General features: G+C 70.4%; 1 protein-coding gene and 1 pseudogene. Both read left to right on the top strand.

Annotated elements, in window-relative coordinates:
• A pseudogene (locus tag Q8814_RS26195) lies at positions 1-406 on the top strand (hypothetical protein); the annotation flags it as partial.
• Positions 407-482: 76 nt separating this feature from the next.
• On the top strand, positions 483-1,275 hold a 793-nt coding region (locus Q8814_RS26190), incomplete at its 3' end, for a hypothetical protein (protein ID WP_330154839.1).

The following is a 1,275-nucleotide window of genomic DNA, read 5'->3' as shown; positions in this document are numbered from 1 at the left end:
ATGCCGAACGGGCGGCCGTCTCGTGCTGAACTCGAGACTCGGGGGCCAGATGCTGCGATGGTCGGGCGCTGCGCCCCAATTGGGTTCGGTACGACACTTTCTCGAAGACCTCGGGATCGACGAAGGGGGCGAGGTGCTGCTCGAATTCCGGGCCGACGGGCGCTTCGACGTGCTGCCGTTGCGCACGGTCGCCGACAACGCCGAACCGCTGCGCCGGGCCCTCGCCCTGGTCGGGTACGAGACACCGGAAGTTGTGCCCGAAGAGCGCGTCAACGCGGCCCTGGCGACCGCGATCGGGCTCGACACCGAGATTCGGCCGCGCCGCATCCTCAGTGCCTATCGCGCGCGGCGCGAGACCGATGTGGTGGCGGTGCTCGAAGACGCCTGGGTGCGCGTGCCGAACTGAGCATTTCGGTCCCGCCGGGAGAAAAGTTCGGGAGGCGCTGCTGCATCCGGAGCCGCGGAGTAGCACGATGGAGCACATGACCCATCCGATCGGACCCGACGTGCCCGCGACCGACCCTCTGCACACGATTGTGCGGGCGTTGCGCGGTGCCATCGCCTCGGTCGAGGCCGCCATCGTCCGGCTCCGGGGCGAGGACGTCGAACCGGACACTGTCGAACGTGTACTTGCGCTCGCGCAGGCCCCCGACCTCGGCGACGTCGTCGGCCACCACAACACGCTGACCAGGGCTGTTGCCATCGTCGATCACACCGCCACGTTGACGGACGCGGACTGGGCGCCCATCGCCGACCTCGGACCGCTGCTCACGGAAGCGGTGACGCGGCTGCGGGAGCACGCCGGCGACCTGCTCGACGGGGTGGATCCGGATGCCACGATGGCCGCGCACGTGGCCTACGTGCAGAAGATCGCCGCCGACGGCTTGCTCGGTGAAACGCTGCAACTGCTGGTGCTCGTCGAGGACTGCTTGTTCATGTGGCAACGCCTGTGCCTCGAACGTGCCCGCAGCACGAACCCGGAGGCCCTCGCGGACGTGCGCGGTGTGGCGCGTGCGGTGCTGGCCGACCACTTCGAGCGCGACGGCGACCTGCTGCGCCGCGCGCGCCGGGCGTTGGCCCGCTGCGCGGAAGGCGCCCCGTTCGAGGTCGTGCGCCGGTTGTCGCCGGGGCGGACCAAACGCACCCTCGCACAGCTGCGGGCGGACCTCGACGACGTCCGGTCGGCCTGCCGGGCCGACGACGCCGGCTGGCTCGCGGACGAAGCTCCGGAGATCGCCGACACCCTCGACTCGATCGACAGCCCGCTCAAGACCG

It is taken from the genome of Rhodococcus chondri, assembly GCF_036327435.1.
GTDB classification, from domain to species: domain Bacteria; phylum Actinomycetota; class Actinomycetes; order Mycobacteriales; family Mycobacteriaceae; genus Rhodococcus; species Rhodococcus chondri.
Note: the sequence above shows the minus strand (reverse complement) of the source record. Positions and strands in the feature narration are given on the sequence as shown.